Source organism: Nocardioides albidus (genome assembly GCF_006335005.1).
Lineage (GTDB): Bacteria > Actinomycetota > Actinomycetes > Propionibacteriales > Nocardioidaceae > Nocardioides > Nocardioides albidus.
Genome location: NZ_VDMP01000027.1, coordinates 252,120 through 268,496 on the forward strand (window position 1 = coordinate 252,120; position 16,377 = coordinate 268,496).

The 16,377-nt window shown below is 72.2% G+C and carries 15 protein-coding genes and 1 pseudogene; 14 read left to right on the forward strand and 2 right to left on the reverse strand.

The genetic code is table 11. The features are described 5' to 3' along the window. The 4 genes and pseudogenes from FHP29_RS19565 to FHP29_RS19580 all read left to right on the forward strand — a co-directional run. Nucleotides 1–1,545 (forward strand): annotated as a pseudogene (locus FHP29_RS19565) (PKD domain-containing protein); the annotation flags it as partial. A 2-nt stretch (nucleotides 1,546–1,547) separates the two neighbouring features. Further along, nucleotides 1,548–2,360, forward strand: coding sequence for a LamG domain-containing protein (locus tag FHP29_RS19570; protein ID WP_139624541.1), 813 nt, complete (start codon nucleotides 1,548–1,550; stop codon nucleotides 2,358–2,360). Then, nucleotides 2,338–3,036, forward strand: coding sequence for a response regulator transcription factor (locus FHP29_RS19575; protein ID WP_139624542.1), 699 nt, complete (start codon nucleotides 2,338–2,340; stop codon nucleotides 3,034–3,036). The genes FHP29_RS19570 and FHP29_RS19575 overlap by 23 nt, the downstream gene beginning before the upstream one ends. 63 nt (nucleotides 3,037–3,099) lie before the next feature. Continuing rightward, nucleotides 3,100–4,149 carry an LD-carboxypeptidase gene (locus FHP29_RS19580; protein ID WP_139624543.1) on the forward strand — a complete coding sequence of 350 codons (1,050 nt, stop codon included), beginning with the start codon at nucleotides 3,100–3,102 and terminating at the stop codon, nucleotides 4,147–4,149. Here FHP29_RS19580 and FHP29_RS19585 read toward each other — a convergent pair. Next, nucleotides 4,140–4,805: a TetR/AcrR family transcriptional regulator gene (locus FHP29_RS19585; RefSeq protein ID WP_240044623.1), complete on the reverse strand. Its 666-nt coding sequence runs from the start codon at nucleotides 4,803–4,805 to the stop codon at nucleotides 4,140–4,142. The two genes, FHP29_RS19580 and FHP29_RS19585, sit on opposite strands and share 10 nt — an antisense overlap. A 135-nt stretch (nucleotides 4,806–4,940) precedes the next feature. Here FHP29_RS19585 and FHP29_RS19590 point away from each other — a divergent pair, with 135 nt between their 5' ends. The 10 genes from FHP29_RS19590 to FHP29_RS19635 all read left to right on the forward strand — a co-directional run bounded on the left by FHP29_RS19590 (nucleotide 4,941) and on the right by FHP29_RS19635 (nucleotide 16,098). Then, nucleotides 4,941–5,165, forward strand: a complete 225-nt coding sequence (locus tag FHP29_RS19590; RefSeq protein ID WP_139624544.1) for a biotin/lipoyl-binding carrier protein — start codon at nucleotides 4,941–4,943, stop codon at nucleotides 5,163–5,165. A gap of 117 nt (nucleotides 5,166–5,282) precedes the next feature. Continuing rightward, a complete protein-coding gene (locus FHP29_RS19595; protein ID WP_139624545.1) occupies nucleotides 5,283–6,833 on the forward strand; it encodes an acyl-CoA carboxylase subunit beta in 1,551 nt (516 codons plus the stop codon). Then, nucleotides 6,830–8,506 carry an AMP-binding protein gene (locus FHP29_RS19600; protein WP_139624546.1) on the forward strand — a complete coding sequence of 559 codons (1,677 nt, stop codon included), beginning with the start codon at nucleotides 6,830–6,832 and terminating at the stop codon, nucleotides 8,504–8,506. Before FHP29_RS19595 ends, FHP29_RS19600 begins: the two co-directional genes overlap by 4 nt. After that, entirely contained in the window at nucleotides 8,503–10,023 is a 1,521-nt protein-coding gene (locus FHP29_RS19605) for an ABC transporter substrate-binding protein (RefSeq protein ID WP_139624547.1), read from the forward strand. Before FHP29_RS19600 ends, FHP29_RS19605 begins: the two co-directional genes overlap by 4 nt. Nucleotides 10,024–10,054: 31 nt before the next feature. Next, nucleotides 10,055–11,053 carry an ABC transporter ATP-binding protein gene (locus FHP29_RS19610; protein WP_139624548.1) on the forward strand — a complete coding sequence of 333 codons (999 nt, stop codon included), beginning with the start codon at nucleotides 10,055–10,057 and terminating at the stop codon, nucleotides 11,051–11,053. Beyond that, the gene (locus FHP29_RS19615; protein ID WP_139624549.1) at nucleotides 11,050–12,036 is read left to right on the forward strand and encodes an ABC transporter ATP-binding protein; all 987 of its coding nucleotides are present in this window, start codon (nucleotides 11,050–11,052) and stop codon (nucleotides 12,034–12,036) included. The genes FHP29_RS19610 and FHP29_RS19615 overlap by 4 nt, the downstream gene beginning before the upstream one ends. Continuing rightward, nucleotides 12,033–12,977 carry an ABC transporter permease gene (locus FHP29_RS19620; protein ID WP_158296653.1) on the forward strand — a complete coding sequence of 315 codons (945 nt, stop codon included), beginning with the start codon at nucleotides 12,033–12,035 and terminating at the stop codon, nucleotides 12,975–12,977. The genes FHP29_RS19615 and FHP29_RS19620 overlap by 4 nt, the downstream gene beginning before the upstream one ends. Next, entirely contained in the window at nucleotides 12,977–13,843 is an 867-nt protein-coding gene (locus tag FHP29_RS19625; RefSeq protein WP_139624551.1) for an ABC transporter permease, read from the forward strand. Before FHP29_RS19620 ends, FHP29_RS19625 begins: the two co-directional genes overlap by 1 nt. Before the next feature lie 5 nt (nucleotides 13,844–13,848). Next, nucleotides 13,849–15,186 (forward strand): ATP-binding protein, encoded by a 1,338-nt coding sequence (locus tag FHP29_RS19630; protein ID WP_139624552.1) that lies wholly within the window; start codon nucleotides 13,849–13,851, stop codon nucleotides 15,184–15,186. A 96-nt stretch (nucleotides 15,187–15,282) separates the two neighbouring features. Beyond that, nucleotides 15,283–16,098 (forward strand): SDR family oxidoreductase, encoded by an 816-nt coding sequence (locus FHP29_RS19635; RefSeq protein WP_139624553.1) that lies wholly within the window; start codon nucleotides 15,283–15,285, stop codon nucleotides 16,096–16,098. 43 nt (nucleotides 16,099–16,141) lie between these two features. Here FHP29_RS19635 and FHP29_RS19640 read toward each other — a convergent pair. Next, on the reverse strand, nucleotides 16,142–16,377 hold a 236-nt coding region (locus FHP29_RS19640; protein ID WP_139624896.1), incomplete at its 5' end, for a TOBE domain-containing protein.

Below are 16,377 nucleotides of genomic sequence, written 5' to 3' on the forward strand. Positions count from 1 at the left end.
CCCCGGTCGCGGATCGCGCAGGTCGCGGTGGCCGGCGGCGCGGTCGTGTCCCGCTTCGACGCCGGCCGGGTCGACGGCCCGGTCCGCGACATCCGGCTCGACCGGTCGCGGCTGTGGGTGGCCGGCTCCTTCTCCCGTATCGCCGGGCAGCCTCAGCGCGCGCTCGTGGTGCTCGCCCCGCGCACCGGGGCCTCGCGGGACGGTCTGGACCCGAGGATCGCCGGCCGAGCCCGGCGCGGCCTCGGGCGCACCACGGTGGCGAAGCTCGACCTGAGCGTCAACGGTCGGCTTCTGGTCATCCTCGGGAACTTCCGCTCCGTCGAGGGCGAGCGGCGTCGGCAGCTGGCCGTGCTCGACGTGCGGCCCGGCATCGGCCTCACCTCCTTCCGTACCCGCTTCTATGCCGCCACCTGCCAGCCGGGGCACTACAGCTATGTGCGAGACGTCGCCCTGGCGCCGAACGGCAGGTACTTCGTCGTCGCGACGACCGGCGGTCCGGGTGGTCCCGCCTCGCCGTGCGACAGCGTCGCCCGGTTCGAGACCCGTGGCGGCGATCGCGCGGTCCGCCCGTCCTGGGTCGCGTCGACCGGGGGCGACACGGTCCAGGAGCTCGAGGCCACGTCCGCGGTCGTCTACGTCGGCGGCCACCAGCGCTGGTTCAACAACCCGTACGGCGTCAACGCGCCGGGCCCCGGCGCCGTTCCGCGACCCGGCCTCGCCGCCCTCAGCCCCGTGAACGGGCTGCCGTTCACCTGGAATCCCGGACGCAGCCGGGGCCTGGGCGTGGGCGACCTGCTGCTGACGGGTGCGGGGCTCTGGGTCGGCTCCGACACGGACCGCATCCACGACCAGGTGCGCTCCCGGATCGCTCTCCTCCCCGCAGGCGGAGCGTCGTACCCCGCGCTGTCGACGCCGCGACGTCCGGCGGTGCTCTACCTGGCCCAGGGCAGCGGACTGACCCGCCGGCGGCACCACGGCCACCATGCGGGTCCCTCCTCGACGGTCCCGGGCGTCGGCCCGGACTGGAGCACGGTGGCGGGCGCCTTCATGCTCGGCGGCCATCTCTACCTGGCGGGTCGCGACGGATCGTTCACCCGGCGGACCTTCGACGGCTCGACGTACGGCCCGGCGGAGCCGGTCGCCGGCGCCGACGCGCTGGTGCCGTTGCAGGCCTGGCACGGCGAGCTGGCGACGATGACCGGCCTGTTCTACGACCGGGGCCGGATCTACTTCACACTGGCCGGCTCGCGGACCCTGTTCTACCGCTACTTCAACCCGCAGAGCGGGATCGTCGGGGCGCAGCGGTCGGTGGCGTCACGACGCGTAGGCGGATTCGACCCGCGCCGGGCGCGCGCCCTGTTCGTCGCCGGCAAGAGGCTCTACTGGACCACCGCGACCGGACGCCTGCGCAGCACCGGCTGGACGCGGACGGCCCAGGCCGCGCAGCTCAGCGGTGAGGTCGCCGACGTCGGCGGGCCGAAGGTGGACCACGTCCGCTGGGGACCCGGCACGGTGTTCGTCGGTCCCCTCCCACGGGGAGGCTGAGGATGACCGTCCGGAGGCTCGTCGTCCTGCTGCTCACGATCGGTGCGGCGGGCGGATGCGCCATGGGCGACGACACGGCCACGGCGGCGCACCGTGCCCGAGCGCAGGACCTGCGTGGGGTCGACCTCGGCCTCGGCTTCGACCACGTGGTCGTCCCGGGTGACCTGGTGCCCGGCGCGGCGAACGACGGCACCGCCACGGTCGACGTCTCGGTGGTCACGGCCGGCGGCGGCCGGCTGACCTGGACCCCGGGACGAACCGGCGGCACCGCCGTGCGGACCCCGGCGTACGCCGCGGAGGGGACGGTCCCGGCGGCGGCCCTCGTGGTCCGCACCGATCCGACGACCCCGGACCCCTTCGATCCCGGTGCGGCGGACCTCGTGGTGGGGGTGGACTTCCGGGCGGACGCGGCGACGGCCGGCCGGCCCGCCGACGACGGCGACAACCTCGTCCAGCGGGGACGGTACGGCGAGCCCGCGCAGCTCAAGCTCCAGCTCGACCACGGCGTCCCCTCGTGCCGACTCGCCGGCACTCTGGGCGAGGTGCTCGTCCGCGGCGACCAGCCGGTCACGCCGGATCGCTGGTACCGGCTGACCTGCACCCGCTCCGGTCCCTCGGTGCGGATGGAACTGGAGGATCTCGAGGGCTCCGCGCCGCCCCAGACATGGCTCGGCGCCGGCGATCCCGGCGCGATGGTCTTCGACCACGCCCCGCTGTCGATCGGGGCCAAGGTCACTGTTCGGGGCCGCCTCGCCGGTGGGTCCGCCGACCAGTTCCACGGAACGATCGACCGTGTCGTCGTCGACGTCGGTTGAGGAATCGGTCCGCCGGATCGTGCTCGTCGCCGAGCGCCGGCTGGTCGGCCAGGCGATCGCGGCCGCGCTGCGCGGCCGAGGACTGGCGCCGGTGCTGTTCGACTGGCCCGAGCGCGGCGGCCGGCTGTCGTTCCGCCACGGACTGGCCCGCAGCGGAGCCTCGGTCGGGGTCGTCCTGTGCGACCTGCGCACGCCCGACCTCCTGCACGACGTCGAGGTGCTCGTCGGTCGCGGACCGATCCGCTGGCTGGTCCTGACCGACAGCGACTTCGGTCCTCGGTGGGGCACCGTGCTCGGCGCGGGCGCGGCCGGCGTGCTGCCGACCACCACGACCACGGACGCCCTGGCCCAGGCCATCCGGGACACGATCGCCGGGGGCTCGCCGACCCCCGAGGTGCTGCGCGCCCGGGCGTTGCGCGAGTGGGAGAGCGTCGCCGAGGAGCAGCGCGACCTGGTCCGGCGGATGGAGCGGCTGACCCACCGGGAGTACGAGGTCCTCGGCTCGCTCTACGACGGGACGTCGGTACGCCGGATCGCCGAGGCCTCCGGAGTCGCCGAGGCCACCGTGCGTAGCCAGGTGAAGTCGCTGCGTCGCAAGCTCGGCGTCGACTCCCAGCTGGCTGCCGTGGCGATGTACCGGCGCTCGTTGGAGGTCTTTCCGCAGGCCCGGCAGTGATCCCCGCTGCCAGGTGGCGTCCTCGGTCGTGGCGGTCCCTATCGGCGTGGGTCATGCTGACGCATGGCTCGTGACCTCCTGCATCCGCCCAAGGCCCGTCCCGGCGACCGGATCGCCGTGCTCTCCCCGTCGTTCGCGGCGCCCGGCTTCGCGCCGGCCCTGCACGAGCAGGCGATGCGTCGGCTCGCGGAGGTGACCGGGCTGGTGCCGGTGGAGTACCCGACGACGCGCCGGCTCGGCGCGAGTGCCCAGGATCGGGCCGCCGACGTCAACGCCGCCTTCGCGGACCCCGCGGTGCGGGCGATCGTGGCGAGCGTCGGCGGCGAGGACCAGATCACCGTCGTCCCTCATCTCGACGCGAGCCTCGCCCTGGCGGACCCCAAGCCGTTCCTCGGCACGAGCGACAACACCAACCTGCACCAGTGGCTCTGGTCGGTGGGGATCGCCAGCTTCTACGGCGGGTCCACGCAGGTGCACCTCGGCCCCGGCCCGGGCGTGGACGCGGTGCACGCCGCGTCGCTGCGCGCGGCGCTCCTCGACGGCGGCCGGCTCGAGATCACCGACCCCGGCGAGTCCGAGGACGTCGGCAAGGACTGGAACGACCCCCTCGCCCTGACCGAGTACGGCGACCGGGAGCCCACCGAGCCGTGGAGCTGGTCCGGTCCCGCCCGCATCGTCACCGGCCCCACCTGGGGCGGCTGCCTGGAGGCGCTGCAGTGGGTGCTGACGGCGGGCCGGCTCCGGGAGCCGCCGGAGGCGCTCGCGGGCGGCGTGATGCTCCTCGAGACCTCCGAGGAGCTGCTGCCGGCCCGCGAGGTGGGCTGGATCGTGCGCTCCCTCGGCGAGCGGGGCCTGCTCGCCGCCGTCGACGCCGTCCTGGTGGCGCGGCCGCCGGTCTCGGACTTCGAGCGGCGGCCCGACGCCGCCCAGCGAGCCGCGCTCCGGGCCGCCCAGCGCGAGGTGGTGGCCGAGCAGGTCGCCCGCTACAACCCCGACGCCGTGCTGTGCGTCGGCATCCCGTTCGGGCACACCCGGCCGCAGTGGATCCTCCCGCACGGAGGACCGGTCACCGTGGACGGTGTCGAGCGCCGGGTGTATGCCGACTACTCGTGAGCCCGGCCGCCCGGCCGCCCCGCGTCCACCAGCTTGAGGGCCAGGTCGGAGTACTGCAGGCCGATCGACGAGGGCGTGCGGCGTGAGCTCTCGCTGTACCAGCGGGCGATGTCGATGCAGAACGAGAGGACCAGCAGGGTGGTCCCCTCGATGTCGGTGACCGCGAACTGGCCGCTCTTCACACCCGCTTGAAGGATCTCGCGGACCGCCTGGACGATGTCGTGGCGGATCGCCGCGATCTCCTGGAACCGCTCGCCGGACAGCACGCGCAACTCGTACTGGACGGTGCGGATCACGACGTGGAACTCGGCGTGGATGGCTGCGAACGCCGCCACGGCGTGGCGCAGTCGCTCGGCCGGGTCGGTGGACACCTCGCTCGCGGTGCGCAGGACGTCGAGCGCCGCGAGGTGGCCGGCCCGGCTGATCTGGAAGAACAGGTCCTCCTTCGACTCGAAGTGGATGTAGACCGCGGCCGGGCTCATTCCGGACGCCACGGCGATCTGGCGCGTCGACGCCCCGTGGTAGCCCCGCTGGGCGAACGCCACCGTCGCGCCGACGAGGATCCGGCGTCGAGGGTCGGTCGCCCGGTCGTGCCAGAACTCCTCGATGCGCATCCGCTCCCGGTGGTCGTCGTCGACCGCCCCCATGCCGCTCATCGCTTCCTCCTGCGGTCGACCCACCGGCCGGCCCCGAGTGGACGGTCGGCGCCGTGGCGCTTGACACCTCCAGGCCCACCCCGAATGCTAAGCGGCTGTTCATAGACAGGCAAGCAACTGCTTAGGAGCCCCCCGATGACCGATGTCGTAGCTGAGATGACCGCCACCGTGTTCCGTGTCCACGTGGCCGTGGGGGATCGGGTGTCGGTCGACGATCCGGTCGTCACGCTCGAGTCGATGAAGATGGAGATTCCGGCGGTGGCCGGCGTGTCCGGCACCGTTTCCAGGCTTGATGTGGCCGAGGGGAGCGCGGTCGAGGAGGGATCGGTGCTGGCGGTGATCGAGCCCGATCCCGCGTAGAACATGAATTCGGCCTCAACTTCAATTTTCTTGGCCGTGGGCCTTGTCGGCGGTGACGTGGCTCACCTACCGTGGTCGTCGGACGTCTAAGCGAGTGCTTAGGCGAGAAAGGATGTGATGGCCCACACCTGGTCCCCCGAGATCGAGGAGATCGACCGGCGCGCCGCGCGTGCCGCGTTGATGGGCGGTGCGGAGAAGGTGGCGCGCCAGCGCGCGGCCGGTCGCTCGACGGTCCGCGATCGCATCGCGGAGCTCCTGGACGACGGCTCCTTCGAGGAGATCGGCGCGCTGGCGGGATTCCCCTCGGCCGACGAGCACGGCGAGGTCGACGTGATGCCGGCGAACTTCCTCTTCGGGCTGGGTGACATCGACGGCCGCCGGGTCGCGGTCGGTGCCGACGACTTCACCATCCGCGGCGGCGCCGCGGACGCCTCGATCATGGCCAAGCAGGTGGACTCCGAGCGACTGGCGGGCGCGATGCGGGTGCCCCTGGTGCGTCTGATCGAGGGCACCGGCGGCGGTGGCAGCGTCAAGATGATCGAGTCGGCCGGCTACACCTACGTCCCCGCCAACCCGGGCTGGGACCACGTCGTCGCCAACATGTCCCTGGTCCCCGTCGTCGCCGCCTGCATGGGCCCCGTCGCCGGGCTCGGGGCAGCGCGGGCCGTGATGAGCCATCTGTCCATCCTCATCGAGGGGCAGTCCCAGCTGTTCGTGGCCGGCCCGCCGGTCGTGCGGCACGCGACCGGAGCGGACCTCGACAAGGAGCAGCTCGGCGGTGCCGGGGTGCACGCCAGGAGCGGCGCCATCGACCGGGTGGTTCCGGACGAGGCGGCGGCCATGGCGGCCATCCGGCAGTTCCTGGGCTACCTGCCCTCCAGCGTCCACGAGCTGCCGCCCGTCGGCGCGGGGTGCCCGCCGGCCGGTGACGCCGAGGTCCTCGCCGACCTCGTCCCGCGCAACCGGCGCCAGCCCTACAAGCTCAAGCCGCTCCTCGACGCGGTCTTCGACGAGGGATCGGTGTTCTCCACGGCCGGATACGGCGCATCGGTCTACACCGGTCTCGCCCGGCTCGACGGCCACCCCGTCGGCGTCGTCGCCACCGACCCCTACAAGGGCGCCACCATGACGCCGAACGGCGCGGACGCGCTGACCCGGTTGATCGACCTGTGCGAGACCTTCCACCTGCCCTTGGTGAGCCTCACCGACCAGGCCGGGATGATGATCGGGCTGGACGCCGAGAAGGCCGCCTCCATCCGCCGCGGCGCCCGGGCGGTCGCCGCTGCCTACCAGGCCCGGATCCCGATGGCCGAGGTGATCGTGCGTCGGGTCTTCGGCGTCGGCGGCGCCGGCCAGATCAACCGCCACCGCTACAGCCGCCAGTGGGCCTGGCCGTCCGGCGACTGGGGCTCGCTGCCCGTCGAGGGTGGCATCGAGGCGGCGTACCGTCGCGACCTCGAGGCCTCGGACGACCCCGACCGCCTGCTCAAGGAGATCCAGGACCGCCTCGAGGACGCTCGCTCGCCCTTCCACACCGCCGAGCGCTACGGCGTCCAGGACGTGATCGACCCGCGCCGGACGAGGGACCTGCTCGTGCGCTGGGTCCGTGACGCCTACCGGGTGCTGCCGGAGCTGGTCGGTCCGCCGAGCCTGGGGGTGCGGCCATGACGTACGACGACCCGCGTGCCCTGGTCGGGCTCCTCGAGTCGGACTTCGCCACCGCCGTCGACGCGCTCGACCACCACGCCGTGCACCGCGCCGGACACGTGGCGATCCACTACGGCGAGACCGGCGAGGACGTCACCTATCTCCAGTTCGCCGAGCGCACCGACCGGATCGCCGGGAACCTGCGATCCCTCGGGGTCGCGCCCGGCGACCGGGTCAGCGTCCTCACGACCGCGCCGCTCGCCGCGACGCTGCTGATGTACGGCATCTGGAAGGCCGGAGCGGTCTACGCCCCGGTCAACTTCCAGTACGCCGGCGACCTGCTCGCCTACCAGCTCGCCGACACCGGCCCGCGGATGCTCGTCGTCGACGCCGCGCTCCGGCCCACCGTCGACGCGATCGCCGACCGGCTGCCGGACATCGCCACCGTGGTGATCGACGGCTCGGCGGACGACGGGACCACCTTCGAGGACCTGCTCGCCCCCGCCGCCCGGCCCGACCACCAGGTCGGCTACGACGACGCGGCCAACGTCATCTACACCTCGGGCACGACCGGTCCCTCCAAGGGCGTCGTGCAGTCGCACCGCTGGATCAACGGCTACACCTGGGTCGGCCGCCGCGCGATGAACCAGGACGACGTGGTCTACAACGACCTGCCGCTCTACCACGTCGGCGGAGCCCACTTCAACGTCGCCAAGGCGCTGTGGGTCGGCGCGACCGTGAGCCTGTGGAACCGGTTCAGCCCGCAGGACTTCTGGCGCCGGGTCACCACCACCGGATGCACCACCGCGGTCCTCCTCGACGTCATGACCCCGTGGCTGCTCAAGGCCGAGCCCCGCGACGACGACCGGCGCAACCCGCTCAAGCTCGTGCACATGCAGCCGCTGCCCGCCGAGCACCACGAGTTCGCGCGGCGCTTCGGCATCGACTTCACGACGTCCGGCTTCGGCCAGTCGGAGTCCGGCGCCTCGCTGATGACCCTCATCGAGCAGACCGCGGAGGGCGAGGGGACCCCGGCCGACCTCTACCGGGGCAAGAGCCACGCCGAGCTCCGGCAGGGCTTCCTCGACCACGGGCTGCTCGTGGTCGACGGCGCCGACGCCCTTCCGCACGGCATCATGGGCCGTCCCGCCCCCTTCGTCGACGTCGCCGTCCTCGACGAGCACGACATGCCCTGCGCGCCGGGACAGGTGGGCGAGCTGGCGATGCGGCCCAAGGTCCCCGACCTGCTCTTCGCCGAATACCTCGCCAAGCCCGCGGCCACGGTCAAGGCCTGGCGCAACCTGTGGTTCCACACGGGCGACGCGGCGATGATCGACGACAACGGCCTGTTCGTGTACGTCGACCGCCTCGGCGACCGGATCCGCGTGCGAGGCGAGAACATCTCGAGCTTCCACGTGGAGGAGCTCCTCGCGAAGCACCCGGCGGTCCAGCTGGCCGCGGTCGTCGCCGTGGCCGGTGCCGAGGGGGACGAGGACGACATCGCCGCCTTCGTCGAGATCGCGCCCGGAGCCGCGTTCGACGAGCAGGAGCTGCGCCGCCACTGCGAGCAGGTCATGCCCAAGTTCATGCGCCCGAGGCACCTGGTCGCGGTCGACCAGATCCCTCGGACGCCCACCAACAAGATCGAGAAGTACAAGCTGCGTCAGCACCTGCTGGAAGGAAGCACGTCATGAAGAAGTCCCTCAGGTTCGGAGGCGCGGCGCTGATCGCCCTGCTCCTGACCTTCCTGGCCGCCTGCGGAGGCGGCTCCGGCGGTTCGGGCGACGGCGATCGCGCGCTGCGGGTCGCCGCGGCCGCCGACGTGTCCTCGCTCGACCCGATCAAGGGCAACGCCGGCACCGACCACGTCATGCTCTACCCGATCTACGACACGCTGATCTCCTACAACGAGGGCCTCGAGCCCCAGCCCGGTCTCGCGGAGTCGTGGGAGCAGTCGTCGCCGACGGAGCTGACGCTCAAGCTGCGCGAGGGGGTCAAGTTCCACGACGGGACGGCGCTCGACGCCGAGGCGGTCAAGTTCAACCTCGAGCGTGAGATGGCCGAGGGATCGAACATCGCCGCCGAGCTCGTCGCGCTCGACAGCGTGGTCGTGGTCGACCCGACGACGGTCACCCTCAAGCTCAAGCACCCGGACTCCTCGCTGCTCATGGCGCTGGCCGACCGGGCCGGCATGATGGTCTCCCCGACCGCGGCCCAGAAGGCGGGCGCCGACCTCGGCACCCAGCCCGTGGGCGCCGGCCCGTGGAAGTTCGTCGCCTGGAAGCGCGGCAGCCAGCTCAAGCTGGAGCGCTTCGAGGACTACTGGGACAAGGACGTCGAGCGGGTCGCGGCGATCGACTTCAACATCGTCCCCGACCCCAAGACCCGGGCCACCTCGCTGCGCTCGGGCCAGCAGGACATCTCCCTCGAGATCGCTCCCGCCGACGCGAAGGGCCTCGAGTCCGCCAGCGGCGTCACGCTGTCCGAGCACGACCGGATGTGGCTCAACCAGGTCTACCTGGACCGGACCTCCAAGGAGCTCGGTGACCCCCGGGTCCGCCGGGCGCTGAGTGTCGCGATCGACCGCGAGGCCGTCCTCAAGAGCGGCTACTTCGACCGCGGGGCCGTCGCTCGCGGAGCCCTCCCCGACGACTACTGGGCCGCGCCGCCGGAGTCGGTGGAGTACCCGTACGACCCGGACGAGGCCCGGCAGCTGCTCAGGGAGGCCGGTGCGGAGAAGCTGAGCTTCGAGATGATCGCCAACGCCGACTCGGCCACCGTTCGGGTGGCGGAGATCCTCAAGCAGCAGTGGGCCGAGGTCGGGGTGACGGTCGAGATCCTCCCGCGTGAGGTGGTCCAGGCGACCAACGACTACTTCAACGACCGCAAGGCTCCGGCGCTGCTGTCGGCCTGGACCGGCCGCCCCGACCCGGAGGCGACGTACCGGCTGATGTTCACCGCGAAGGGCTACTTCAACACCTCTCACGAGGCGGTGCCCGGCATCGACGAGGCGATCGCGCTGACCGACCAGGGCACGACTCAGGACGAGCGCCTGCCCGGCCTGAACGCCATCGCCGATGCGGTCTACAAGGACACGCCGTTCCTGCCGCTCGCGTTCGCGTCGAACCTCGTCGGCGTGCGTGACGACGTCAAGGGCTTCCAGGACACCCTCCTCGGCAAGCCGAAGTTCACCGGCATCACGTTCGACTGACGGCCGTACGCCGTACCCAGGGAAAGGACCGATGATGGTGGAACCGCTGCTGAGCGTGGAGCGTCTCGACGTCTTCTTCGGCCATGCGCCGAGGGAGGTGCAGGCGCTGCATGGCGTCACCTTCCACGTCGACCCCGGCGAGATCGTCGGTCTCGTGGGCGAGAGCGGCAGCGGCAAGACCGTCCCCTCGCTGGCCCTGGCCGGTCTCCTGGACCCGCGCTCGTCGCGGGTCCAGGGGACGGCCACCCTGGGCGGCGCCCCGTTGTTCGACCGCGCCGGTCATCACCGCGACCGGCGCAAGACTCCGCTGGCCATGGTCTTCCAGGAGCCGATGACCGCCCTCGACCCGGTCTTCACGATCGGCTCGCAGCTCGAGGAGACGCTGCGCGTCCGCCAGGGGCTGAAGGGCAAGGCGGCCGAGCGGGAGTCCCTCGACCTCCTCGGCCAGGTCGGCATCTCCGACCCGCGGGCCCGGATGAAGGCCTATCCCCACGAGCTGTCGGGCGGCATGCGCCAGCGCGTCATGATCGCGATCGCGCTCGCCTGCGCGCCCCAACTGCTGATCGCCGACGAGCCCACCACGGCCGTGGACGTCACGATCCAGGCCCAGCTGCTCGAGCTGATCAAGGGCCTCGCGCGGGATCGGGGAATGTCCGTCCTCTTCGTCACCCACGACCTCGGGGTGGTCTCCGAGACCTGCACCCGGATGATCACGATGTACGCCGGCCGCGTGGTCGAGCAGGGCCCGGTCGGCGTCGTCCTCGACGAGCCCGCCCATCCCTACACCGCCGGCCTGTTGGCCGCCCTGCCCTCCCCGGAGACCCGCGGTCACCGGCTGGCCACCATCCCCGGGCGGGTCCCCCCGCCGGGACAGGCGATCGAGGGCTGCGTCTTCGCCCCGCGCTGCCCGCACGAGCAGCCCGTGTGCGAGACCCCTCAGGAGCTGCGCCGGCTCGCGACCGCGGGCCAGCCGCACGACGTCCGCTGCATCCGCAGCGAGGAGATCGAGCTGAAGGGAGCGCGAGCATGAGCGCGCCGCTTCTCGAGCTGCGCGGCGTGTCCGTGCGCTACCCGGTCGGCTGGCGCCGCAGGCTGACCGCCGTCGACCGGATCGACCTGGTGATCAACGAGGGCGAGACCCTCGGCCTGATCGGCGAGAGCGGGTCGGGCAAGTCCACCGTCGCCCGCGCGATCGTCGGCCTGGCGCCGGTGAGCGACGGCGAGGTGCTCTGGCGCGGCGAGCCCACCTCGGGCTTCGACAAGAGTCGGCGTCGCGAGTTCGTCGAGGCGGTCCAGATGGTCTTCCAGGACCCGCACAGCGCGCTGGACCCGCGCCGCACCATCCTGCAGAGCGTGCGCGAGCCGCTCGACGTGATGTCCCACGGAGCGAAGTCCGAGCGGACCGAGGTCGCGCTCAAGGCGCTCTCCGACGTGGGGCTGCCCGACCACCTCGTCCGCCGCTACCCGCACCAGCTCAGCGGCGGGCAGAAGCAGCGGGCGAACATCGCCCGGGCCCTGGTCACGCGGCCGAAGGTCCTGATCTGCGACGAGTCGGTCGCGGCCCTGGACGTCGCCCTGCAGGCGGAGATCCTCAATCTGCTGCAGGACCTGAAGGCCGAGTACCAGCTGACGATCGTCTTCATCAGCCACGACCTCAGCGTCGTGGGCCACATCGCGGACCGGATGAGCGTGATGTATCTGGGCCGGATCGTCGAGCGTGCGACGACCGAGTCGATGCTCGGGCGACCGCTCCACCCCTACAGCGAGGCTCTGCTCTCGGCCCAGCCCCTCGTCAGCGGGGACGGGGCGGACCGGCGGATCATCCTCACCGGAGACATCCCCAGCCCCCTCTCGCCGCCGTCCGGATGCCGCTTCCACACCCGGTGTCCGCACGCGGTGGAGAGGTGCACCGCCCAGGACCCGAGCCTGCTCGAGGTCCGTCCCGACCATCAGTCGGCGTGCCTGCGCGTCGAGGAGCTGTACGGCGTGTCCGCCGAGGGGAGTGCCCGATGAAGGCCCTGCGCGTGGTGGCGACCAGCGTCGCCTCGGCCGTCCCGACCCTGATCCTGGCGACGTTCATCGTCTTCTTCCTCCAGCGGCTGATCCCGGGCGACCCGGCGGTCGCGCTGGCCGGCGACTATGCGACACCGGAGCGGCTCGCCGAGATCCGCGCGGACCTCGGGCTGAACGAGCCGCTGCTCCAGCAGTACCTGAGCTGGCTCGGCGGTGCGCTGACCGGCGACCTGGGCCAGTCCTTCCGCACCGGCCAGCCGGTCGCCGACCTGGTCTTCGAGCGGCTGCCGCTGACCCTGATCCTCACCGGCCTCGCGCTCCTGGTCGCCGTCGCGATCGGGCTCCCGGCCGGAGTGCTGGCCGCCCAGCGCGCGGAGTCGCGGTTCGACAAGTTCCTGACCACGGCCGCGACCCTCGGCATCGCGATCCCCAACTTCTGGCTCGGGATGATGCTGATCGTGGTCTTCGCGCTGCAGCTGGGCTGGCTGCCCGGACCCGGTGGCCCGAGCCTCGCCGACGACCCCGCCGAGGCGATGCGGGGTCTGGTGATGCCGGCCGTCGCGCTCGGCGCCGTCGGTGCGGCGGAGATCGCGCGGCAGGTCCGCAGCGCGATGATCGAGAACCTGTCGGCCGACTATGTCCGCACCCACCGGGCCAAGGGGCTCCCGAGCCGGAGCATCATCTGGAAGCACGCCCTGAAGAACTCCAGCCTCCCGTTCGCGACCATCCTGGGCATCCAGGTCTCCCGCCTGATCGGCAGCGCGGTCGTCGTCGAGGCGGTGTTCGGGCTCTCCGGGCTGGGCTCGCTGGTCGTGGAGGCCACCAACCAGCGTGACTACACCGTCATCCAGGCGGTCGTGTTCGTCGCCGCCGCCCTGGTGCTGTTGACCAACCTCATCGTGGACATCTCCTACCGCATTCTGGACCCGAGGATCGCCTGATGGCTGACGCAACCGCGAAGACTGTGACGACCGTCGAGGTCACGACGGCCAAGCGCCGAGCCGGCCGGCTGGCCGTGTGGGCGAGCTACGCGATCCTCGCCGTCGTGGCGCTGGTCGTCGTCCTGGCCGACCTGATCGCGCCCTACGAGCCGAACGCCCAGGATCTGAACGCGATCCTGCTGCCGATCAGCGGAGACCACCTGCTCGGCACCGACGACCTCGGTCGCGACGTCCTCAGCCGGATGCTGCACGGGACCCGGGTCTCGGTGGTGGCGGCCGCGCTGGCGGTCGGGATCGCCGTCGTCATCGGATTCCCCCTCGGCGTCCTCGCCGGCTACTCGGGACGGTGGGTCGACGCCGTGGTCATGCGCATCGTGGACGCCGTGATGTCCTTCCCCGCCATCGTGCTGGCCATCGGCATCACCGCGACCATGGGTCCCGACATCAACACCGCGATGACCGCGGTCGGCATCGTGCTGGCACCCACGATCATCCGGCTGGCCCGGGCCCAGACGATGGCGGTCAAGCAGCAGACCTACATCGAGGCGTCCCGGTCCTTCGGCGCCCGCGGGCTGCGGCGCCTGATCCTGCCGCACGTGGTGCCCAACGTGATCCAGCCGATCCTGGTCCAGGTCGCGATCCTGATGGGCTTCGCCCTCATCGCCGAGGCCAGCCTGAGCTTCCTCCAGCTCGGCGTCCGTCCGCCGACGGCGTCGTGGGGCTCCGTGCTCTCCCGGTCCTACACCTTCTTCGACCAGGCTCCGGTGCAGATCTTCGTGCCGGGCGCGGCCATCGCCCTCACCGTCTTCGCCCTCAACATCGTGGGCGACGAGATCCAGCGGCTGCTCGACCCGAAGCGGAGGTGAGCGCGATGAAGTGCGTCTTCATCGCCAACCGCGGCGAGATCGCCGCACGGATCGCCGCGACGGTGCGGGCCGAGGGGCTGCGCGCGGTCGTGGCGGCGCCGGCGTGCGATGCCGGCCTGCCGTACACCGCCGTCGCCGACGAGTGCGTCGACCTCGCCTCGCCGCGTGACTTCATCTCGGTCGAGGCGATGCTCGAGGCGGCGCGCACCGCCGGCGCCGACACGGTCCACCCCGGCTACGGATTCCTCTCCGAGGACGCGCGCTTCGCTCGGGCGTGCACCGCGGCAGGACTGACCTTCGTCGGTCCCGATCCCGCCACCATCGCCCTGATGGGCGACAAGTCGAGTGCCTGCCGGGTCGCCCACGAGCACGGCGTCCCCGTGCTGTCGGCAGGCCACGACAGCGTGGAGGACGCCGACACCGCCGAGGCGGTCGCGGCCGAGATCGGGCTGCCGGTCATGCTCAAGGCCGTCGCCGGGGGCGGCGGGATGGGCATGGCCGTCGCGCGCACCCCCGACGAGGTCGCGGACGCCTTCCGCGCCGTGAGCTCGCGGGGGACCAGCCTCTACCAGGACCCGCGGGTGCTGATCGAGCGCTGGGTGGAGCGCGCCCGGCACATCGAGGTGCAGGTGATGGGCCTGCCCGACGGGCGGATCGTGACGATGGCTCCCCGGGACTGCTCGGTCCAGCGGCGTCACCAGAAGGTCGTGGAGGAGACGCCGGCGCCGGGACTCACCGAGGAGACGGCCGACCGCCTCGCCCGATGGGCCACCGCCCTCGCGACGGCGGTGTCCTACCGCGGCGCGGGAACTGTCGAGTTCCTCCTCGACACCGACAGCGGCGAGGCGTTCTTCCTCGAGATGAACACCCGCCTGCAGGTCGAGCACCGGATCACCGAGGCCGTGCACACCGTCGATCTCGTGGCCTGGCAGCTCGCGGTCGCCCGAGGCGAGTCCGTCATCCCCGACGGCTTCACCGCCGAGCCCGCCGGTCATGCCTTCGAGCTGCGGATCTACGCCGAGGACCCGGTCCGCTTCCTGCCGAAGCCCGGCCGGATCACGACCTGGGACCTGCCGGTCGACATGGCCGGCGTCCTGGTCGACGCCGGCTATGCCGAGGGCACGGAGGTCACTCCGTTCTTCGACCCGCTGATGGCCAAGCTCGTCACCACCGGTCCGGACCGGGCAGCGGCGTTGCGGGTCGCCCAGGAGGCGGTCGCCGTCGCGCGGATCGAAGGGCCGGGGCAGAACCTTCCCTTCCTCGCCCGGGTGCTGCAGAGCGCACCGATGGTCGAGGGACGCTACGACACCGGCATCGTCCGGGACCTGACGCAGCCGGCCTGACGGCTCCCGTGCCCAGCACGGTGCCCGACCCAGCCGGGCACCTGCGGAGCCGAACCCGGATTCGAGTACGTTTCGCTGGCATCACCAGGAGGATCGATGGACGTTCGTGACCGTGTGGCCGTGGTGACCGGCTCCGCCGGCGGCATCGGCGCCGCCCTCGCCGAGGAGCTGCTGCGCCGAGGCGCCAGAGTCGCCCTCGGCGATCTCCCGGGACCGCGCCTGGACGCGACCCGGGACCGGCTCGCCGGTGAGTACGGCGACCGCGTCATCGCCGTACCGGGGGACGCCTCCTCGCGCGACGACCTCGCGGCGCTGCTCGGGGCGGCCCGGGAGGCCCACGGCGACGTCGACCTCTTCTTCGCCAACGCCGGTGTCCCCGGGGCGCCCGAGCTGGGCGACGACGAGCACTGGCAACGCGCTCTCGACGTCAACGTGCTCGCCCACGTGCGCGCCGCACAGCTGGTGGTGCCGGAGTGGCTCGAGCGCGGCGAGGGCTACTTCGTCAGCACCGCCTCGGCCGCCGGCCTGCTCACCCAGATCGGCTCCGCGACCTACTCGGTCTCCAAGCACGCCGCGGTCGCCTTCGCCGAGTGGCTGGCGGTGACCTACGGCGCGCGCGGGATCAAGGTGAGCTGCCTGTGCCCGATGGGGGTCGACACGGACATGCTCAACCTCGGACGGACCTCCGAGGACGCCGTGGAGCGCACCATGGCCCAGGCCGTCACGGACGCCGGCGACGTGCTGACGCCCGCCGCGGTGGCCGGGATCGTCCTCGACGCGGTGGCCGAGGAGCGCTTCCTCGTCCTTCCGCACCCGCAGGTGCACCGCATGCTCCAGGGCAAGGCGGCCGACCACGACCGGTGGATCGCCGGCATGCACCGCTACGCCGCGTCCCTCGGCCTCGACGACTGAGACGCTGGGTCCGACTTCTCGCCCCGCGAGCAGGCAGGCCGGGTCACCTCGGGAAGGCGATCACGTCCCCGACCACGGTGACCCGCACCGGCTCGCCCGGCTGGGGGACCGAGCCCGCGGGGGTGCGGGCGGTGACGACCTCGCCCGAGCCCAGCCGGACCCGGATGGTGGCGTCGTGGCCGAAGAAGCTGACGTCCAGCACCTCGCCCGACGTGCCGTCGGCGGCGTCGGTACGAACCTGCAGCTGCTCGGAGCGGACGGCGAACCGGGCCGGGCCGG